This is a genomic window from Nonomuraea sp. NPDC050783 (assembly GCF_040802095.1).
In the GTDB taxonomy this organism is placed as follows: domain Bacteria; phylum Actinomycetota; class Actinomycetes; order Streptosporangiales; family Streptosporangiaceae; genus Nonomuraea.
On the sequence record NZ_JBFAHK010000023.1, the window covers coordinates 39,016 to 57,967 of the forward strand.

An 18,952-nucleotide genomic window follows, 5' to 3' on the forward strand; every position below is an offset into this window, starting at 1 on the left:
CAACCACCCTGTACGGCGAGCCGCCGAGGCGCCCTCCGCTGATCCGTGTTCCGGGCCGATCGGGTGTCCTGGCGGTGCCCGGGCGTGGGCTTTGAGGCCGCATGGTCGATCGCCTCTTGCTGCTCGGTGCCCCGATCGTGTGTGAGGTCGGTGCGCGAGCATCGGCGTGCCGCCATGCCGTAGCTGGTTGCGCCGTGGGTGACCGTACGGTCCCGTGGTGGGGGCTTGCACGGTTGTGTGCTCGGTGGTGCGTGCCGGGAGTCCTCCTGTCGCGACATCTTCCGGTTCGGCCTGCCGGTGGAACGGCGGAACGTCCGGAACGGAGAGGCGGGCGCTCACCGAGATGCGGGCGCTCACAGCGACGCGGGCACTCGCACCGGTTCGCCACCCCCACGCCTGGTCAAAGGCTCAGGCTTCGTCGAACGGATCGGACCGAACACACGGCGAGGGCCGTCAGCGAGGCGTGCCGTTGGAAGGCAGGGAGGGATTCCAGGCGCACGGCCGGGCCATTGGGCTTGGGTAGATGGGTGCGGGCCGGCGGAAAGGACCCCGGACGAGCCGAGAGGCCCTTGTGGTCGATGGGGCCCAGGGCGGGCCGACAGGCGCTCGTGGGTGATGGCCCAGGGTGGGCTGGCGGGCGCTTGTGAGCGACGGCCCCGGGCGGCTACAGACGCTTCTGGCCGGTGGTCCCAGATGGGTAGCAGGCGCTTGTGGTCGATCGCCGGGTCGATGGCCGGGCGGTGTTCGCGGTGGGTGGCCGTTGTGGTGCTCGCCGGCGTTGTGCGGCGGCCCGAGGGCTGAGGGCCGGGGCCGTGGACCGAAGGCCGTGAACCGGCGCCACGGATCGTGGACCGGGCTCTGGACGGGCCGTGGACCGGGTCGGGACAGTGGACTCAGGGCCCGGGGTGGGGTGGATATGGGTCGGGGGTTCGGGGTTCGGGGTGGGCTTTAACTCGGGGGTTCCGGGGCGCGCGTGGGTCCCCTTGGTCCGCTACTAGGCTGATCAGTGGCATGTGAGGTGATCTGACAAGTGTCCCTCCATCCCCATTCTGGGCCGTCCGTAAACCGGTCTTGTCACGACCTTAAACCGGCGGAAATACCGCTTGTCAGAACGCAAACCGGGCCGCTGACCGGCCTCTACTGGACGCGCGCATAATTAGTGACCTTCGGAGCCTTCATATCCGTTCACTGCCTGCGTAGACTCCCGGCACCGGCCAAGGTGATCCTGCGGAACAGCGGATTCAACCGGAAGCGGCACCCACAACCCGGATGGTGCCGCAACACCCGCCGAGGAGGGGCGCAGCACCGCCCGGGCAGGACGACCGGTCTTGCCGAGGAGAACGATGAGCAGGCACATGCTGGCAGCGGAGCCAGCACAGAATCTGGCCCTGAGCGGAAACAATCTCACCATCGTGGTCGTGGTCGCCGCGGTCGCGCTGATCGCGCTGGCCGTGGCAGGTGGCCTGGTACGGGAGGTGCTGGGCGCGGGCCAGGGCACCGAGCGCATGCAGAACATCGCCCGCGCCGTACAAGAAGGCGCCGCCGCCTATCTCGCGCGCCAGTTCCGCACGTTGGCGATCTTCGTCGTCGTGATTCCCTTCCTTTTGCTGCTGTTGCCGGGGGAGACCGACGTCCGGATCGGACGCTCGATCTTCTTCGTGGTCGGGGCGGTCTTCTCCGCGCTGACCGGGTTCATGGGCATGTGGCTGGCGGTGCGGGGCAACGTCCGCGTGGCCGCCGCGGCCAACGAGGCGGGCGAGAAGCGCGCCATGCGGATCGCGTTCAGGACCGGCGGCGTGGCCGGCATGTTCACGGTGGGCCTCGGCCTGCTGGGCGCGGCCGTGGTCGTGCTCCTCTACCAGGGCGAGGCGCCCGGCGTGCTCGAAGGCTTCGGCTTCGGCGCGGCGCTGCTGGCGATGTTCATGCGGGTCGGCGGCGGCATCTTCACCAAGGCCGCGGACGTCGGCGCGGACCTGGTGGGCAAGGTCGAGCAGGGCATCCCCGAGGACGACCCGCGCAACGCCGCCACCATCGCCGACAACGTGGGCGACAACGTCGGCGACTGCGCCGGCATGGCGGCCGACCTGTTCGAGTCGTACGCGGTCATGCTGGTCGCCAGCCTCATCCTGGGCCGGGCGGCGTTCGGCGAGGAGGGTCTGGTCTTCCCGCTGATCGTGCCCATGATCGGCGTGATCACGGCCATCATCGGCATCTTCGTCACCGGCATGCGCGACCGCGACCGCAACGGCATGGCCGCCATCAACCGCAGCTTCTTCATCTCGGCCGCCATCTCGGCGGTGCTGGTGACCGCGGCGGCGTTCTGGTTCCTGCCGGGCGACTTCGCCGGCCTGACCGGCTCGCGCGTGCAGTCCGACGCCGACCCGCGGCTCATCGCGATCGGCGCGGTCCTCATCGGCCTGGTGCTGGCCAGCGCCATCCAGCTGCTGACCGGCTACTTCACCGAGACGACCCGCCGGCCCGTACGGGAGATCGGCGAGAGCTCACGCACCGGCCCCGCCACCGTCATCCTGTCCGGCATCAGCGTCGGCCTGGAGTCCGCCGTCTACTCGGCCCTGATCATCGGCGCCGCCGTCTACGGCGCGTTCCTGCTCGGCTTCGGGAACGTGACGCTCGCGCTGTTCGCGGTGGCCCTGGCCGGCACCGGCCTGCTGACCACGGTCGGCGTCATCGTCTCCATGGACACCTTCGGCCCGGTCTCGGACAACGCCCAGGGCATCGCCGAGATGTCGGGCGACGTCGAGGGCGAGGGCGCGCGCGTGCTCACCAGCCTCGACGCGGTCGGCAACACCACCAAGGCGATCACCAAGGGCATCGCGATCGCCACGGCCGTCCTGGCGGCCACCGCGCTGTTCGGCGCGTTCCGCACGGCCGTGGAGAGCCAGCTCGCCGAAGCGGACGCGTCGATCAAGAACGCGCTCGGCCTGTTCCAGAACTTCAACCTCAGCATCGACAACCCGAACGTCCTGGTCGGCCTGATCGTCGGCGCCGCGGTGGTGTTCCTGTTCGCCGGGCTGGCGATCATGGCGGTCGGGCGGGCCGCGATGCGGGTGGTCTTCGAGGTACGCGACCAGTTCCGCAACAACCCCGGCATCATGGACGGCACCCAGAAGCCGGAGTACGGCCGGGTCGTGGACATCTGCACCCGCGACTCCCTCCGCGAGCTGGCCACGCCCGGCCTGCTGGCGGTCATGACGCCGATCGCGGTCGGCTTCGCCCTCGGGTACGCCCCGCTGGGCGCGTTCCTCGCGGGCGCGATCGCCTGCGGCACGCTGATGGCGGTGTTCCTGGCCAACTCCGGCGGGGCCTGGGACAACGCCAAGAAGCTGGTCGAGGACGGGCACCACGGCGGCAAGGGCTCCGAGGCGCACGCCGCCACGGTCATCGGCGACACGGTGGGCGACCCGTTCAAGGACACCGCCGGCCCTGCCATCAACCCGCTGATCAAGGTGATGAACCTGGTGGCGCTGCTGGTGGCGCCCGCGGTGGTGCTGTACGCGGGCAACCCGGCGCTGCGGATCGGGGTCACGGTGGTGGCGGTGGCCGTGGTGGTCGCCGCGATCGTGGTGTCCAAGCGGCGGTCGGTGACGTCCGAGCCGGCCGGCGACAACAACAACAACGACCGCAAGCAGGAGCCGGTCGCGTCCTGACCCCGTCCGGGCCCCGGCACCCGGCGAACGCCCGCTTCTCCCTCGTGGGAAGCGGGCGTTCCGCTGCCGGGGCGCGGACGGGGAGACAGGGAGGACAGGGGCGCGGGCGGGTGGGGCGCGGCACCGCGCGGGCACGGGCGCGGGCGCGGTGGCACACTGTCCGCGTGGAGAGCGACAAGCAGCCCAACGGCGCGAGGACCCTGGGCGTGATCCTGCTGGCCATGATCGTCATCCTGGCCGTCCTGGTGGGGTTGTCGGTGTGGGCGTCGAGGACAGGGTGATCCGGTGCGGACGTTGATCGTGCTGAGGCACGCCAAGGCCGCCCACGTGCCCGGCCTGGCCGACCGGGAGCGGCCGCTGACCGACCGCGGCGAGCGCGACGCCAGGCGGGCGGGCGAGGAGATCAGGGCGGCCGGCCTGGAGCCGGACGTGGTGCTCTGCTCCCCGGCGGTCCGGACCAGGCGCACGGCGGAGCTCGCCTTCCCCGGCACGGAGATCAGCTACGAGCGTGAGATCTACGAGGCATACCCGGAGGATCTGCTGGCGCTGCTCCAGCGCGGCGATCCTGGCCTCGGCACGGTCGTGTTGTGCGGGCACAACCCGGGCGTCCACGAGCTGGCCCTGGCCCTGGCCGGCGGCGACTCCGGCGGTGACCTCGGCGGCCTCGGCGGTGACCACGCCTTCCGCCCCGGGGCGTTCGCGGTGATCGAGGTGGACGCGCCCTGGACGGACCTCCATCCGGGCGAGGGCCGCCTGATCAGCCGCTGGGACCCGAAAAGCGAGGATTAGCGCGACCCCGGGGGCTAGCGCGGTGTGAGGACGCCGTCCTCGGCGTCGGCGGCCTCCACCTCGTCGCGGGAGATCCCGAGCAGGTAGAGGATCGAGTCGAGGTAGGGCGTGTTGACCGCGGTGTCGGCGGCCTGCCGCACGACCGGCTTGGCGTTGAACGCGATGCCGAGCCCGGCCGCCGCGATCATGTCGAGGTCGTTGGCCCCGTCGCCGATGGCCACGGTCTGGGAGATCGGCAGGCGGGCCGCGGCGGCGAAGCGCTCAAGGGCGCGCGCCTTGCCGGGGCGGTCGACGATCTCGCCGACGACGCGGCCGGTCAGCCGCCCGTCCACGACCTCCAGGACGTTCGCCGCGGAGTAGTCGATGCCCAGCTCCTCGACCAGCGCGTCGGTGATCTGGGTGAAGCCGCCGCTGACGATGGCGAAGCGGTAGTCGAGCCGCTTGAGCGTGCGGACGAGCGTGCGCGCGCCGGGCGTCAGCACGACCTCCTTGCGCACGTCCTCGAACACCTCTTCCGGCAGCCCCTCCAGCAGCGCCACCCGCTTGCGCAGCGACTCGGCGAAGTCGAGCTCGCCGCGCATGGCCTGCTCGGTGACGCGGGCGACCTCGTCCAGGCAGCCGGCGTGGGCCGCCAGCAGCTCGATGACCTCGCCCTGGATGAGCGTGGAGTCGACGTCCATGACGATGAGCCGCTTGGCCCGGCGGGACAGGCCCGTGCGCTGCACGGCCACGTCCACCTCCTGGGCGGCGGCCTCGGCGGCCAGCTCGACGCGGAGCGAGCCGGGGTCGGCGCCGGAGACGGACAGCTCGATGCAGGTGACCGGCCACTGGGCCAGGCGCTCGATGCGGTCGATGTTGGCGCCGGCGGCGGCGATGCGCCCGGCGATGCCGGCGATCGCGGCGGGCTGCAACGTGGCGCCGAGCACGCTGACCGACAGCCGGCCGCGGCGGCGCTGCTCCTTGGTGAGGGAGCCGGTGGAGAGCTCGACCTCCATGCCGAGGTCTTCCGCGACCCGCTCGACGGCGGTCCACATGGCGCCGAGCGTGGTGCCGGTGCCGGTGGGCGGCCCGCCCGCGTAGGTGACGAGCACGCCGAGCGTGAGCCTGCCGCGGATGACGACCTGCTCGATGTCCGCGACCGTCACGGGGAAGCCGGACAGGACGGAGAAGAGGCGCGAGGTGACGCCGGGCCGGTCGGGGCCGGTCAGGGTGATCAGGAGGGTGCGCTGGTCCACATCCAGCCACGGTACTGCGCCCGGTCCGATGCTCGCGCAGCAGGCTCGCCATTCGGACGCGGGCGCAGCGGCCGGAGCCGTCAGCGCACGACCGTGGTCCTCACGGTCTTGGAGAAGACGTAGCCGGGGATGCCGAGGCGGTCCAGCTCGGCCTTGCTCATGTTCTCCATGCCCTGGTCGACGTTGTAGGAGAACACGCCGAGGGTGGCCTTCTGCGAGCCGCGGGCGTTCTTCTTGGTCTTGGCGTAGAAGGTGACGGAGAACGAGTCGCCCACCTCGATGACCTGGTCGGCGAAGCAGAAGAAGCTGTTGGCGGTCAGCAGCGTGCACTCCGTCTTGGGGATGCTGGAGCTGAAGCGGATCTTCCTGGTGTCCACGCCCTTGGGGAACACGCCGCCGACGAACCAGGCGTCGGCGTAGTGCGGGCCCTTGTTGGTGGCGGAGATGGAGTACTTGATGGAGTCACCGGCCCACACCCTCTTCGTCGCCTTCACCCGCACGGCGAACGAGGAGTAGGGCGCCGCGGCCGCGGTGGTGGCCGTGGTCGTGGTGGCGGTGGTGGCGACAGCGGGAACGGCGGGAACGAGCAGGGCGCTGGTGGCCAGCGTCGCCAGCACGGCACCCTTGGCGAAGGACTTGTGCATTACCTCTCCGGGTAAAGGAATTGGACACGGGGCCGTGTCATACAACAAGCCCCCCGTAAATGTCCGCTGTGTCTATCACGATCGTAAAATCTGTGTAAAGCGCATTACTTGAGAATCAGGTGCGTGTCCCCGAACTCGTGCCACAGATATCCCTCGCGCAACGCCTCCTCGTACGCCCGCGCCAGCGCCGCCTCGCCCGCGATCGCCGTCAGCATGAGCAGGTGGCTGGAACGCGGCTCGTGCAGCCCCGTGAGCAGCCCGGTCACCGCCCGGACGCCGCTCTCCGGGGTCACCACGTGCCGGGTCCAGCCGGCCGCCGCGCCCACCCGGCCGTCCGCGCCCGCCGCGGTCTCCAGGGCCCGCACGACGGTCGTCCCGGCGGCGACCACCTGGTTGCCGCTCTCCCGCGCCAGGTTGACCAGCCGCGCGGTGGCGGCCGGCACCTCGTAGCGCTCCGCGTAGGGCGGCTCGTCCTTCTCCGGCGAGGCGACCCCGGTGTGCAGGGTGATCGGCGCGATCCCGATCCCGCGCGACACCAGCGCCGTCACCAGGCCCTCGGTGAACGGCCGCGCCGCGCTCGGCATCTCCGCGCTGCCCGGCACGGTCGCGAACACGGTCTGGTACGCCTCGATCGGCCACTCGCCCGCCACGTACGAGTACCGGATCGGCACCCCGTACGCCCGCAGGTACGTCTCCACGTCCCGGTCCAGCCTCGCCCGCCACAGCCGGGGCGTCTCCCGCCCGAGCAGCCGCAGCGTGGCCCGCCCCGGCAGCGGCAGCCACTCGCCCGGCTCGCCCCCGCCGTACGGCTCGCTCGCCTTGGCGGTGCGCCGCCGCAGCTCGACCAGCCACGTGCCGTCCTCGCGGGCGGTCGAGAAGTGCACGGCCAGCCGGTCCAGCCGGACGGCCGCGGGCAGGGTGGCCGAGTTGTTGACCACGATCAGGTCGCCGGGGCCGAGCAGGCCGGGCAGGTCGGCGAAGCGGTGGTGGGAGGGGGCCAGGTCGCCGCGGGAGACCAGCAGGCGCACGTCGTCCCTGGAGTGGCCCCTGACCTCGGGCGGCTCCTGCGCCGACAGGCCGGGGGGCAGCACGAAGTCGAGCGGCGGGGCGGTCATTGCAGGCTCACTTTCCCGCTGGCGGGGCGGGAGGAGACGAGGTCGTGCAGCGCCGCGGCCACCTTGGCCGGGTCCGCGGCGGCGGCCGCCTCCTCGGCGCCGACGGCGTCGGCGAGCATGCGGGTGTTCATCTCGCCCGGATCGACCCACCAGACCCGGACGTCCGGCTCCTCGGCGGCCAGCACGTTGGACAGTTGCTCCAGCGCGGCCTTGCTGGCCCCGTAGCCGCCCCAGCCCTCGTAGGCGCCGGTGGCGGCGTCGGAGGTCACGTTGACGACCGCGCCGCGCGCCGAGGCCCGCAGCGCCGGCAGCGTGGCCTGGACGAGGGCGAGCGGCGCGGTGACGTTGGTGGCCAGCAGCGCGCCGAACGCCTCCAGCGGGTAGTCCGCCAGCCGCGGCAGCGGGGCGGGGCCGAGGTCGCTGGCGTTGTTGACCAGCAGGTCCAGCTCGGGGGCCGCGCGGGCCAGCCGCGCCACGTGCGCCGGGTCGGACACGTCGCCGGGGATCGCCGTCGCGCCCAGCTCGGCGGCGGCGCGCTCCAGGTCGGCGGCTCCGCGGGCGGTGAGCACGAGGTTCCAGCCCGCGCCGGCCAGCGAGCGCGCCAGGGCGAGCCCGAGGCCGCGGGAGGCCCCGGTGATGAGTGCGGTGCCGGTGGAAGTGAGGTTCGCCATGAACCCGACGCTAGGAGCGCGGGCGCGCGCCGGCATCGGGCCGCGGACCGGCCGTCCCTGGGCACTTCGTCCTAGGACCGCGAGCGGATCCGGCGAGCGGCGACGGCTCCTAGAGTAGATGCCGTGACGGCCGACCGAGACGAGATCCTGCAGGCGGTGAGCTCCGCCGTGCTCGCGGTCACCCGCCACCTGTCGGTGCGCGAGGTGCTGCAGGTCATCGTGCGCTCGGCGCAGCGCCTGCTGGACGCCCGCTACGCCGCGCTCGGCGTGCCCGACGACGACGGCTCGTTCGCCGAGTTCGTCGCCGAGGGCCTGACGGACAAACAGTGGAAGGCCATCGGGCCGCTGCCCCGCCAGCACGGCATGCTGGGCGCGATGCTCCGCGACGGCGCCCCCGTCCGGCTCGACGACCTGCGCGCGGACCCGAGGTTCGAGTGGTGGCCGAAGGCGCACCCGGTGATGCGCGACTTCCTCGGCGTGCCCATCCGCGACGGCGAGAAGGTGCTCGGCATCATCTTCCTGGCCAACAAGCGCACGCCCGGCGCCGGGTTCACCCAGGCCGACCAGGAGCTGCTGACGCTGTTCGCCGCGCACGCCGCGATCGCGCTGGCCAACGCCCGCCTCTACGAGAGCGGCCGCGAGCTGGCCATGCTGGAGGAGCGCAACCGCATGGCGAGGGAGCTGCACGACGCCGTCACGCAGAAGCTGTTCTCGCTGCGGCTCAGCGCGCAGGCGGCCCGCACGATGCTGGCCAAGGACCCCGGCAGGGCCGACGCGGAGCTCGAACGCGTCCAGCGCCTGGCCGGCGAGGCCCTGGCGGAGCTGCGCGCGGTCATCGTGGAGCTGCGGCCGGCCGAGCTCGACCGGCACGGGCTGGCCGAGACGCTGCGCAAGCACGTCCGGCTGCTCGACCGGCTGCACCCGCCGGCGCTGTCGTTCGCGGGCGAGGAGCTGCCGCCGCTGGAGCCGGCGGTCGAGGTGGCGGTGCTGCGGGTGGCCCAGGAGGCGCTGCACAACGCGCTGCGGCACGCGGAGGCCGCCACGGTCGCCGTCCGCCTGGCCTACGAGGGCGGCAAGCTGGTGCTGACCGTGCGCGACGACGGCGTCGGGTTCGAGCAGGCCGACCCCCGTGGCCTCGGGCTGGTCTCGATGCGCGACCGGGCCGAGGCGGTCGGCGGCGTGCTGGCGGTCGAGTCGGCCCCGGGCGCGGGGACCACGGTGCGCGTGGAGGTGGGCGGATGATCCGGGTGCTGATCGCCGACGACCATCCGGTGGTGCGGCAGGGGCTGCGTACGTTCCTCGACCTGCAGGACGACATCACGGTCGTCGGCGAGGCGGGCGACGGCGCGCAGGCCGTCGAGCTGGTCGGCGAGCTGGGCCCCGACGTGCTGCTGCTGGACCTGAAGATGCCGGTGCTCGACGGTCTGGGCGCGCTGGAGCGGCTGGCCGGCGCGCCGACCCGGGTGGTGGTGCTGACCTCGGTCAGCGACCGCGGCGACGTGGGCCCGGCCATGCGGGCCGGCGCGGCCGGCTTCCTCTACAAGGACGTCGATCCCGACGCCCTGGTCCAGGCGGTACGCGCGGTGCACGGCGGCCAGGTGCTGCTGGCCCCCGAGGCGGCCGAGGCGATGTTGTCCGGCGCCGCGGAGTCCGCGGAGTCCGAGCCGGTGCCGCTGACCGACCGCGAGCGCGAGGTGCTGCGGCTGCTCGCGGCCGGCCGCTCCAACCGGGAGATCGCCAGGGCGCTGGCCGTGGCCGAGAAGACGGTCAAGACCCACGTCTCCAACGTGCTGATGAAGCTGGGTGTCCAGGACCGCACCCAGGCCGCCCTCTACGCGGTCCGCCACGGGCTCGGCTGACCGCCGCGCACCGTGACCGCCGCGCACCGTGACCGTCGCGCATGGTGACCGCCGCGCTCGGTGACCGCCACGCACGGTGACGCACGTCACGTGGCGAGCGCGTCCTTCTGCGCCGAACGAAATTTTGCCCACGTTTACCGTCGAGGACGTCAACCGACATCCACCGAACGGAGAACATCATGTCCGCCATGCCTCGACCGGCGCTCCAGAAACGCCTGCTGGCCGCGCTGGCCGCCGCCGTGGCCGCCGGCGCCGCCCTGGCCGGTCCCGCCGCCCCCGCCCACGCGGCCGGCGAGGACCTTCAGGTGAGGCTGCACTTATGCACCACGTTCGTGAACACCACGACCTGCGCGCAGGACTACTTCCTGGCCTCGGAGCCGATCCCCGCGGACGTGCCCTTCCGCAGGGACTTCTTCGTGATCCACCGCCCGAACACCGTGGTCCAGAGCAACTTCAACGTGCAGATCTTCAGGAACGCCACCGGCGGGCCGGTGATCGCGCGGACGAAGTCCGTCCTGCTGGTCGACCAGCAGACCGGCGCGACGCTCGCCACCAAGGCGGGGCCGCAGGTCCCGCTCGCCGCCAACGTGCAGGCGAGCAACACCGTCACGGTCTCCGAGACGAGCAAGCCCAGCCAGGCGAGCGGCACCTTCCAGATCACCTGGCACAAGTAGGGCCCGTCAGGAGCTGCGCAGCGGCTCGAAGATGGCGTGGTGCGCGGCCACCACGGCCCGGCGCACCGCGCGGTCGAGGTCGCGCAGCGCGTGGGCGCGCGCGGCCACCTGGCCGGCGGTGAGCCCCCGGTCGTCGGCCAGGCGCAGCACCGCGGCCAGCCGCGTGGCCAGCGTGGAGACGCGGTGGGCGCGGGCGGGGTAGCCGGGGGCCAGCTCGCCGCCCCGCTCGCCCAGCGAGGGCCGGGCCTGGGCGGGGCCGGCGACGGACGACAGCGCCTCGGTGGCCGCGCGCATGGCGTCCGACAGCTCCCGCTCGGCCTCGGCCAGCGACGGCAGGTCGTGCCGGACCGGCCCGGCCTCGTGCACGTCCAGGCGGACGCCGACGTAGGACGAGCCGCGCCGGTCGGGCGCGGGCACCAGGCCGAGGTTGTGGTCGTCGAGCACGGCGATGGCGGCCTGGCCGGTGTCCACCGCCGCCGCGTTGAACGACGCCGGCCCGGACAGCCCCAGCGGGTCGCCGGGCGCGGGCAGGGCGAGGCGCAGCTCGCGCAGCCCGCTCGCGCGCAGGTTCGCGAGGTACGTCCGCAGCGGGACCTCGCCCGCGACGGCGGGCCCGCCGACGGCTTCCACGTGGTCGGCCGCCTCGTCGAGGCCCACGTGACCGGCGAGCCACGCGTTCCCCCAGGCGACCAGGGACGGACAGACAGGCGATTCAGGGCGCACCGATCCACGATATGCGCTCGCCCTGCAATAGGTTTGTCCCGAGGGTCACTCCTGAAGGAGGTAACGGGGATGGGTGGTCAGGTGCTGCGGCTCCAGGACGTCGCCGTCAGGCGGGACGGAGCGGCCCTGCTGCGCGGCATCGACTGGACGGTCAACGAGGACGAGCGATGGGTCGTCATCGGTGCCAACGGCGCGGGCAAGACCACGTTGCTGCAGGTCGCGGCGACGTTGTTGTACCCGAGCGAGGGCCTGGTCGAGGTGCTGGGCGAGCGGCTGGGGCAGGCGGACGTGTTCGACCTGCGGCCGCGGATCGGGCTGGCGAGCGCGGCGCTGGCCGAGCGCATCCCGCCGGAGGAGAAGGTCATCGACCTCGTCCTGACCGCCTCGTACGGGATCATGGGCCGCTGGACCGAGGAGTACGACTCCAACGACGTGACCCGGGCCGTCGAGCTGATCGACATGATGGGGGCGGCCCACCTGATCAGGCGCAGGTTCGGCACGCTGTCGGAGGGCGAGCGCAAGCGGGTGCAGATCGCCCGCGCCCTCATGCCCGACCCCGAGCTGCTGCTGCTCGACGAGCCGGCCGCCGGGCTCGACCTGGGCGGGCGCGAGGATCTCGTGCGCCGGCTGTCCACGCTGGCCGCCGACTACCGCTCGCCGACGCTGGTGCTGGTGACGCACCACGTGGAGGAGGTGCCCGCCGGGTTCACCCACGGGCTGCTGCTGCGGCAGGGCGCGGTGGTGGCGCAGGGGCCGCTGGAGCACGTGATGACGGCCGACAACCTGTCGCAGACGTTCGGGGTGCCGCTGGTGCTGGAGCGCAGCGCGGAGGGCCGGTGGTACGCCCGCGCGCACTGACGCCGGCCGGGCTTACTTGATCGCCATTTATCGGCATAAAAAACGAAATAGGATCTCCGCAGCCGATCCCCCCGACTTCGGAGCGTCGCCATGTCCGTCGAGCAGCTCGTCGTCGTCCTCGCCGTGGTCGCCGCGGCGGTCCTCGGGGTGGTCCGCGCCATCCGCGTCGTCCCGCAGGCCACGGCGGCCGTCGTCGAGCGGCTGGGGCGCTACCACCGGACCCTGCGGCCGGGGCTCAACCTGGTGGTGCCCTTCATCGACCGCGTCAAGGACGTCATCGACCTGCGCGAGCAGGTGGTGGCGTTCCCGCCGCAGCCGGTGACCACCTCCGACAACCTGGTGGTCTCCGTCGACACGGTGATCTACTTCCAGGTCACCAACCCCAAGGCGGCCACGTACGAGATCGCGAACTTCCTCGCCGGCGTCGAGCAGCTCACGGTCACCACGCTGCGCAACGTGGTCGGCGGCATGGACCTGGAGCGCGCGCTGGCCTCCCGCGAGGACGTCAACGCGGCCCTGCGCGGCGCCCTCGACGAGGCCACCGCCAGGTGGGGCATCCGGATCAACCGGGTCGAGCTGAAGGCCATCGACCCGCCCGCCTCCATCCAGGACTCGATGGAGAAGCAGATGCGCGCCGACCGCGACAAGCGGGCCGCGGTGCTGGCCGCCGAGGGCCAGCGGCAGGCGGCGATCCTCCAGGCCGAGGGCGAGAAGCAGGCGTCGGTGCTGCGGGCGCGCGGCGAGGCCGAGGCGGCCGTGCTGCGGGCCCAGGCGGAGGCCGAGGCGCAGGCCATGCGGGCCAAGGGCCAGGCGGACGCGATCGGCATGGTCTTCCGCGCCATCCACGACGGCAAGCCGGACCAGCAGCTCCTCGCCTACCAGTACCTCCAGACCCTGCCTGAGATCGCCAAAGGCGAGGCCAATAAAATTTGGATCGTCCCATCGGAGATGGGAAAGGTCCTGGAGAGTCTTGGAGGTCTGTTCACACCCCCCAAGAGCCCAGATACGTAAGGAGCGCTCGTGACGGGGTGGGAGCTGGCCGTGGTCTGCGCGGCCGGGGTGGTGGCCGGAGCGATCAACGCGGTCGTCGGGTCGGGCTCGTTGATCACCTTCCCGACGCTGGTGGCGATGGGCGTCGACCCGGTCACGGCCAACGTCTCCAACACCATCGGCCTGGTGCCGGGCTCCTTCACCGGCGCGTACGGCTACCGCGCCGAGCTGAGCGGGCAGCGCGACCGGCTGCTGCGGCTGGGCCTGGCCTCGGCGGTGGGGGCGCTGATCGGCGGCTTCCTGCTGCTCTTCCTCGACCGGGACGTGTTCCAGGTCGTCGTGGTCGCCCTGATCGCGCTGGCCTGCGTGCTGGTCGTGGTGCAGCCCCGGCTCAACCGCTGGCTGGCCGACCGGCGCGAGCACGCGCACCCCAACGGCGGCCCGGCGCTGTGGCTCGGCGTGCTGGCCGCCGGGGTCTACGGCGGCTACTTCGGCGCCGCCCAGGGGGTGCTGCTGATCGGCCTGCTCGGCAGCTTCCTCGACGACCACCTGCAGCGGGTCAACGCGGCCAAGAACGTGCTGGCGCTGATCGTCAACGGCGTGGCGGCGGCGCTGTTCATCGTGGTCGCCGACGTCGACTGGCAGGCGGTGCTCGGCGTGGCGCTGGGCGCGATCGTGGGCGGCTTCGTCGGGGCGCGGGTGGGGCGGCGGATCCCGGCGCCGGTGCTGCGCGGCGTCATCGTGGCGGTCGGGGTCGTGGCGATTATCGTACTGGTGTACGGATAGGTGGAGTGGGTATGACCTGGTCATGAAAGGTGACCGGGTGGAGATCGTCATCGACGCCGGTGACGTCCCCCGCACGTACGAGATCAGGGCCACCCGCGCGGGCCGGCGGGTCGAGATCGCCACGCGCCGGGGGCTCGTCGAGGTGAGCGAGGTGACCCGCGGCGGCACCCCCGTGCGCACGGCCAGGTTCATGTCCAGCCGGGTCCTCGCGCTGGTCGAGCACCCGGCCGACGAGGCCGGCGGCCCGGCCGGCGACGGAGCCGCCCGCGAACGCGACTAACCGGACGCGGGCGTGACTAGGCGAACGCGGGCGCGCTAGGCGAAGTCGGGCGCGTTAGGCGAAGTCGGCCGCGTGGTCGGCGGCCCACTGGCGGAAGGTCAGCGCGGGCCGGCCGAGCAGCCGCGGCACGGTGTCCGTGACCACCTCGGGGCTGGTCACGAAGCTCTCCCACGTCCGCAGCGCGCCGTCCACGAACTCCGGGGAGCCCCAGATCGCGGTGAGCTGCTCGCGCGCCTCCTCCGGCGGCTGGTCCTCCCAGCGCACCTCGCGCCCGATCGCCTCGCCGATCACCCGCACCTGCTCCGCCTGGGTCAGTTGCTCGGGGCCGGTCAGCACGTACGCGGCGCCGTTGTGCCCCGCCGAGGCCAGCACGTGCACCGCCACCGCCGCGATGTCCTTCTCGTGGATCAGCGAGCGCGCCGCCCGCCCGAAGGGCCAGCGCACCACGCCCCGCCGCACCTGGTCGGCCCACCCCAGGGTGTTGGCCGCGAAGCCGCTGGGCCGCAGGAACGTCCAGCCCAGCCCGGAGTGCCGGATCAGCCGCTCGACCTCGTGGAAGTGGTTGCCCGGCGCCTCCGCCCCGGGGGCCGACAGGAGCACCACTCGCCTGGCGCGGCCGGCGATCGCGGCGACCACCTCGTCGGCGCCGTCGGCCGTGAACGCCGGCCACAGGAGGAACACGCTGTCCACGTCCCGCAGCGCCGGTTCGAGGGTCGCTGGCTCCGTCAGGTCACCGCGTACGGTCTCCACCGGCAGCCCCGCCCGCCCGGGGTCGCGGGCGAGCGCTCGCACCTTGAGCCCGGCCGCGCCGAGCTGGGAGGCCACATGCCTGCCGACGTTGCCGGTCGCGCCGGTCACCAGAATCGTGCTCATGGCACGACCGTAGAACCTCAAGCAAAGTTCAGGTCAAGGGTCGCACCTGGATCGTCCCGTCCCGGCGCACCCGCGTCTCGAACATGGGAGCCGGCGCGGTGGCGGGCCCGTGCTTGACCGACCCGTCCTCCAGCCGGAACGTGCTGCCGTGCCACGGGCAGACCACGCACGCCTCGCCGTCCTGCATCACCAGCCGCCCCTGGTGCAGCGGGCCGGCCAGGTGCGGGCAGTGGTCGGCGAGCACGGTGACGCTCTCGCCCCGCCGCAGCACGAAGAGCTGGATGTAGCCGAGCCGCCGCGCGACGGGCCGGCCGTCCGGCAGGTCCTTGATCGGGCACAGGTCGTGCCAGCCCAGCGGCACCAGATGGGTGACCTGCGGCGCGTGGTTGGCCCCCGCCGCCTGCCGGTAGGCCATGTGCCCGCCCAGGTACGCCCCCACCGTGCCGATGCCCAGCCCGGCGAAGGAGAGCGCCTTGCCGGCCCGCTCGCGCCCGCGCAGGCGGGCCAGCAACGAGGCGGACAACAACCCGAGAGCGGTCAGGTTCGCGGCCATGTGGACGAACCCCACGCGCTGCTGCTCGCGGTGGAGCGAGGACCAGTCGGTGATCCCCGCCGCCGCCGTCGGCAGCGCGTTGGCGATGCCCACGGCCAGCAGCAGCCGCGCCGCCCGCGAATCGGCTCCGGCCGCGTCCAGCACGCCCACCGACACCCAGCAGCCCAGGGTCACCGAGGCCATCGACGGGTGCAGCGGCTCACCGATCGGCACGCCGTGCAGCACGTCGCGCAGCCGGCCGGGCTTGACGCGCTCCCGTACGACCTTGGCCAGCCCCCTGATGGGCCGGTCCAGTGCCTTCGACTTCTCCAGCCGATCGGTCAGAGCGACCGGACCGGCGAACCCCTTCAATTGCCGACGCTTCGCTCGTACTGTCTCTTTCACGACAAGTCCCCTACCCCAGGCGTACGGGGATCACTCGGACAGGTGACCCCTGGCCACGGAGAGTTCCACCAGCTCCAGGGCGTACCTGCCGAGCGTGGGCGAGCCCTCCTCGATGATGCGTACCTTCTCCCGCACCTGCGCGGCCCTGACCTTGAACAGCGGCCAGGTGCCGCCCTCGGTGTGGTGGTTGGCCAGGATCGGCGCGAAGCGGTCGAGCGCCTTGGCGAACCTCGCCTCCGGCGTCTCGCGCGCCTCGAACTCCTCCCACAGCTCCCGCAGCCGCGCCCCCTGGTCGGCGGGCAGCAGGCCGAAGATGCGCTCGGCGGCGGCCCGCTCGGCCCCGGCCTGGGCGGCGACCTCGACCGGGTCGTAGATGAACGTGTCGCCGGCGTCGATCTCCACCAGGTCGTGCACCAGCAGCATGGCCACCACCCGTTGGAGGTCGGTCCCCGGCGGGGCGTGCTCGCCCAGGACCATCGCCAGCGTGCCCACGTACCAGGAGTGCTCGGCGGTGTTCTCCCGGCGCGAGCCGTCGATGAGATGGTTGCGGCGGATGATCCGCTTCAGCTTGTCGATCTCGACGGCGAAGGCGATCTGGGCGTTCAGGCGGTCCTCTTCTGGCGCGATAGTCACGCGCAGCACCCTAATGTGCGGTGATCACCCCGGTTGGTGAAATCGTGACCGGAACTCCGTTGAACACTGCGTTACCACTCGGGACATCGACGGTGCCGTCGTCGGTGAGGACGTTCGCGCTGACGCCCGCGTGCTCGGCCGCCACGCTCTGCGTGCTGCCCGCGTGACCCCAGCCGTGCGGCAGGCTGACCACGCCCGGCATGATCGTGTCCGTGGGCTCCAGCGTCACCGTGAGCTGCCCCCTCGCCGAGCGCACCACCGCCTCGCCGCCGAGGCCGAGCCGGGCCACGTCGGCCGGGTTGATCTGCAGCGTGCAGGTGTTGCTGCCGCCGACCAGCGGGCCCACGTTGTGCATCCAGCTGTTGTTGGAGCGCAGGTGGCGCCGGCCGATGAGGACCATCTCCGGCGGCTCCTCCTCCAGCCGGTCGCGCAGCCGCTCGACGTCCTCCAGGAGTTGCGGCGGGGCCAGCTCCACCAGGCCGGAGGCCGTCCGCAGCACCTCGTCCAGGCGGGGCTCCAGCGGGCCCAGGTCCAGGCCGTGCGGGTGGTCCAGGAGCTTGCGCAGCGACAGGTCGCCCTTGCCCGCCCACTCGCCGTACGGGCCGAGGCGCAGCATGAGGTCCAGCCGGCGCTCGCCGCCGCTGCCGCCCTCCAGCGCCGCGCGCAGCTCGGCCACGTCCCGCCCCTCGACGCCGGAGCCGGGCGTCTCGGTGGCCCTGCGCAGCGTCTCGTCGATCACGAACGCGTCCAGGTCGCCCTCCACGCCGCCCTCCACGCCGCCGGCGATCATCGCCAGCCGGGCCAGGATCTGGGCCTCGGAGGGCCGCTCCTCCAGCGGGAGCAGCGGCGGCGAGTAGCGGGCGTAGTTGCGTACCGCGAAGCCGAGCAGCGCGAAGTCGTAGTGGCCGGACTGCAGCACGCGCGGCGGCGGCAGGATGACGTTCGCGTGCCTGGTGGTCTCGTTCAGGTACGGGTCCACGCTCACCATGAAGTCGAGCCGCGCGAAGGCCGCGTCCAGCCGGGCCCCGTGCGGCGCCGACAGCACCGGGTTGCCGGCGATCGTGAGCAGGAACCTGACCTGGCCCTCGCCGGGCGTCTCGATCTCGTCGGCCAGCGTGGCCACCGGCAGCTCGCCGTTGGCCTCGGGCAGGCCGCGGACCCGGCTGCGCCACCGGCCCACCGCGTACGGCCGCCGCCGCCCCCCGGACTCGGTGGCGGGCTTGGGGAACATCGCCCCGCCCGGGCGGTCGAGGTTGCCGGTGAGCACGTTGAGCACGTCCACCAGCCACTGGGCCAGCGTGCCGAACTCGGCCGTGCAGGTGCCGATCCTGGCGTACACGGCGGCCGTGCGCGCCGCGGCCAGCTCCCTGGCCAGCCGCTCGATCACCGCGGCCGGCACCCCGGTGCGCCGCGCCACCGCCTCCGGCGGGAAGTGCTTGGCCGCCTCGCGTACCTCGGCCAGCCCGTTGACCTCGCGGGCGGGCCTGACCAGGCCCTCCGCGAACAACGTGTGGACCATGCCGAACAGCAGGTAGGCGTCCGTGCCCGGCCGGATGAACACGTGCTCGTCGGCCAGCGCGGCCGTCCTGGTGCGGCGCGGGTCCACCACGACCAGCCGCCCGCCGCGCCCGCGCAGCGCCTTGAGCCGGCCGGGGAAGTCGGGCGCGGTGCACAGCGAGCCGTTGGACTCCAGCGGGTTGGCGCCGAGCATCAGCAGGTGGTCGGTGCGGTCCAGGTCGGGCACCGGGACGGCCATCGGGTGGCCGAACATCAGGCCGCTGGCCACGTGCTTCGGCATCTGGTCGGCGGTGCTGGCGGAGAAGACGTTGCGGGTGCCGAGGGCCTTGATCAGCGGGCCGGCGTAGAGCGCGCCCGCCATCGTGTGGGCGTTCGGGTTGCCCAGGTAGACGGCGACGGAGCGGCGGTCGGCCACCCGGTCGAGGCCCGCCTTGACGGCGGCGAACGCCTCGTCCCAGCCGACCTCGCGCCACAGCTCGCCCTCGCGCACGATCGGCCTGCGCAGCCGGTCCGGGTCCTCGTCGAGCCGGCCGAGGCTGGCCCCCTTCGGGCAGATGAAGCCCTTGCTGAACGGATCGTCCTTGTCGCCGCGGACGCCGGTGACGTGCCCGCCCTCGTCGAGGGTGAGCGTCAGGCCGCAGACGGCCTCGCACAGGGGACAGGTCCGGTGGACGGTCGACGCCATCACGCCTCCTGAGT

At 72.8% G+C, this 18,952-nt stretch carries 18 protein-coding genes; 9 read left to right on the forward strand and 9 right to left on the reverse strand.

Annotation, left to right across the window (positions count from 1 at the left end; all coding sequences use genetic code 11):
- Positions 1–1,343: 1,343 nt before the first annotated feature.
- Together AB0H75_RS40685 and AB0H75_RS40690 are read left to right on the forward strand one after the other, a co-directional pair.
- Complete coding sequence (locus AB0H75_RS40685; protein WP_367805519.1) at positions 1,344–3,668, forward strand: sodium-translocating pyrophosphatase; 2,325 nt, start codon at positions 1,344–1,346, stop codon at positions 3,666–3,668.
- Positions 3,669–3,953: 285 nt separating this feature from the next.
- The gene (locus tag AB0H75_RS40690; protein WP_367805521.1) at positions 3,954–4,457 is read left to right on the forward strand and encodes a histidine phosphatase family protein; all 504 of its coding nucleotides are present in this window, start codon (positions 3,954–3,956) and stop codon (positions 4,455–4,457) included.
- A gap of 14 nt (positions 4,458–4,471) precedes the next feature.
- Here the strand turns inward: AB0H75_RS40690 and serB are convergent, their stop codons facing one another.
- The 4 genes from serB to AB0H75_RS40710 all read right to left on the reverse strand — a co-directional run bounded on the left by serB (position 4,472) and on the right by AB0H75_RS40710 (position 8,122).
- Entirely contained in the window at positions 4,472–5,692 is a 1,221-nt protein-coding gene (gene serB / locus AB0H75_RS40695; RefSeq protein ID WP_367805523.1) for a phosphoserine phosphatase SerB, read from the reverse strand.
- Between the two features lie 80 nt (positions 5,693–5,772).
- The gene (locus AB0H75_RS40700) at positions 5,773–6,336 is read right to left on the reverse strand and encodes a hypothetical protein (protein ID WP_367805525.1); all 564 of its coding nucleotides are present in this window, start codon (positions 6,334–6,336) and stop codon (positions 5,773–5,775) included.
- Positions 6,337–6,440: 104 nt separating this feature from the next.
- The gene (locus tag AB0H75_RS40705) at positions 6,441–7,451 is read right to left on the reverse strand and encodes an S-adenosylmethionine:tRNA ribosyltransferase-isomerase (RefSeq protein ID WP_367805527.1); all 1,011 of its coding nucleotides are present in this window, start codon (positions 7,449–7,451) and stop codon (positions 6,441–6,443) included.
- Complete coding sequence (locus AB0H75_RS40710) at positions 7,448–8,122, reverse strand: SDR family oxidoreductase (RefSeq protein ID WP_367805529.1); 675 nt, start codon at positions 8,120–8,122, stop codon at positions 7,448–7,450. Before AB0H75_RS40710 ends, AB0H75_RS40705 begins: the two co-directional genes overlap by 4 nt.
- A gap of 123 nt (positions 8,123–8,245) precedes the next feature.
- On the opposite strand from AB0H75_RS40710, the gene AB0H75_RS40715 reads away from it, so the two are divergent.
- From AB0H75_RS40715 to AB0H75_RS40725, 3 genes are all read left to right on the forward strand, one after another.
- Positions 8,246–9,364 carry a GAF domain-containing sensor histidine kinase gene (locus AB0H75_RS40715; RefSeq protein ID WP_367805531.1) on the forward strand — a complete coding sequence of 373 codons (1,119 nt, stop codon included), beginning with the start codon at positions 8,246–8,248 and terminating at the stop codon, positions 9,362–9,364.
- Complete coding sequence (locus AB0H75_RS40720; RefSeq protein WP_367805533.1) at positions 9,361–9,981, forward strand: response regulator; 621 nt, start codon at positions 9,361–9,363, stop codon at positions 9,979–9,981. Before AB0H75_RS40715 ends, AB0H75_RS40720 begins: the two co-directional genes overlap by 4 nt.
- 188 nt (positions 9,982–10,169) lie before the next feature.
- A complete protein-coding gene (locus AB0H75_RS40725; RefSeq protein WP_367805535.1) occupies positions 10,170–10,655 on the forward strand; it encodes a hypothetical protein in 486 nt (161 codons plus the stop codon).
- Between the two features lie 6 nt (positions 10,656–10,661).
- Here AB0H75_RS40725 and AB0H75_RS40730 read toward each other — a convergent pair whose 3' ends face one another.
- A complete protein-coding gene (locus AB0H75_RS40730; RefSeq protein ID WP_367805537.1) occupies positions 10,662–11,378 on the reverse strand; it encodes a hypothetical protein in 717 nt (238 codons plus the stop codon).
- A 69-nt stretch (positions 11,379–11,447) separates the two neighbouring features.
- On the opposite strand from AB0H75_RS40730, the gene AB0H75_RS40735 reads away from it, so the two are divergent.
- The 4 genes from AB0H75_RS40735 to AB0H75_RS40750 all read left to right on the forward strand — a co-directional run bounded on the left by AB0H75_RS40735 (position 11,448) and on the right by AB0H75_RS40750 (position 14,292).
- Positions 11,448–12,236 carry an ABC transporter ATP-binding protein gene (locus tag AB0H75_RS40735; RefSeq protein ID WP_367805539.1) on the forward strand — a complete coding sequence of 263 codons (789 nt, stop codon included), beginning with the start codon at positions 11,448–11,450 and terminating at the stop codon, positions 12,234–12,236.
- Positions 12,237–12,326: 90 nt separating this feature from the next.
- The gene (locus AB0H75_RS40740; protein WP_367805541.1) at positions 12,327–13,247 is read left to right on the forward strand and encodes an SPFH domain-containing protein; all 921 of its coding nucleotides are present in this window, start codon (positions 12,327–12,329) and stop codon (positions 13,245–13,247) included.
- 9 nt (positions 13,248–13,256) lie between these two features.
- Positions 13,257–14,012 (forward strand): sulfite exporter TauE/SafE family protein, encoded by a 756-nt coding sequence (locus AB0H75_RS40745; protein ID WP_367805543.1) that lies wholly within the window; start codon positions 13,257–13,259, stop codon positions 14,010–14,012.
- Between the two features lie 22 nt (positions 14,013–14,034).
- Entirely contained in the window at positions 14,035–14,292 is a 258-nt protein-coding gene (locus tag AB0H75_RS40750; protein WP_367805545.1) for a hypothetical protein, read from the forward strand.
- Positions 14,293–14,346: 54 nt separating this feature from the next.
- Here AB0H75_RS40750 and AB0H75_RS40755 read toward each other — a convergent pair whose 3' ends face one another.
- From AB0H75_RS40755 to AB0H75_RS40770, 4 genes are all read right to left on the reverse strand, one after another.
- Complete coding sequence (locus tag AB0H75_RS40755) at positions 14,347–15,165, reverse strand: NAD(P)H-binding protein (protein WP_367805547.1); 819 nt, start codon at positions 15,163–15,165, stop codon at positions 14,347–14,349.
- A 28-nt stretch (positions 15,166–15,193) separates the two neighbouring features.
- A complete protein-coding gene (locus AB0H75_RS40760; protein WP_367805549.1) occupies positions 15,194–16,069 on the reverse strand; it encodes a Rieske 2Fe-2S domain-containing protein in 876 nt (291 codons plus the stop codon).
- Positions 16,070–16,132: 63 nt separating this feature from the next.
- Positions 16,133–16,744 (reverse strand): HD family hydrolase, encoded by a 612-nt coding sequence (locus tag AB0H75_RS40765; protein ID WP_367805551.1) that lies wholly within the window; start codon positions 16,742–16,744, stop codon positions 16,133–16,135.
- Between the two features lies 1 nt (position 16,745).
- Positions 16,746–18,938: a molybdopterin-dependent oxidoreductase gene (locus AB0H75_RS40770; protein ID WP_367805553.1), complete on the reverse strand. Its 2,193-nt coding sequence runs from the start codon at positions 18,936–18,938 to the stop codon at positions 16,746–16,748.
- Positions 18,939–18,952 lie beyond the last annotated feature (14 nt).